Source organism: Streptomyces alkaliphilus, assembly GCF_014141535.1.
In the GTDB taxonomy this organism is placed as follows: Bacteria; Actinomycetota; Actinomycetes; order Streptomycetales; family Streptomycetaceae; genus Streptomyces; species Streptomyces alkaliphilus.
Map to the genome: position 1 here is coordinate 1 of NZ_VKHT01001776.1, position 391 is coordinate 391.

General features: G+C 76.7%; 1 protein-coding gene. It reads left to right on the plus strand.

Going from position 1 to position 391, the window contains the following annotated elements; genetic code table 11:
* Positions 1-385: hypothetical protein (locus tag FNQ90_RS28290; RefSeq protein WP_407699451.1), on the plus strand; the 385-nt coding region annotated here is incomplete at its 5' end.
* Between the last annotated feature and the right edge of the window lie 6 nt (positions 386-391).

Here is a 391-nt window from a genome sequence, read left to right on the forward strand (position 1 = left end):
CACCGGCCCGATCCACCAGGGCGACCCCCACGCCATTCCCGGCTGGGCCAAGGCCGCCGCCCTGCTGACGGCCGCCGGATCCCTCTCCGGCGCCGCCCTGATCTGGGTCCTCGGCACCCAGGCCGCCGCCCTGGCCGCCCTCGCCCCCCTGCTGTGGGCACTGGGCGCCCTCGCCCTCGGCCTGGCCGTGCTCCTCGGCATCCTCCGCATCAAAGCCGCCACCAACCGGTCCGGCGAGAACTCCTCGCCCACCCCGGCCGCGGGCACCGGCGCCACGGCTGTCGCCGTCGCCGAGACCACCGCGACCGTCACCCGACGCGGCATCCACCTCGGCACCTCCACCCTCAGCGTCCACAACGCGACCACCACCCACACCCGCGCCTGACCGGCC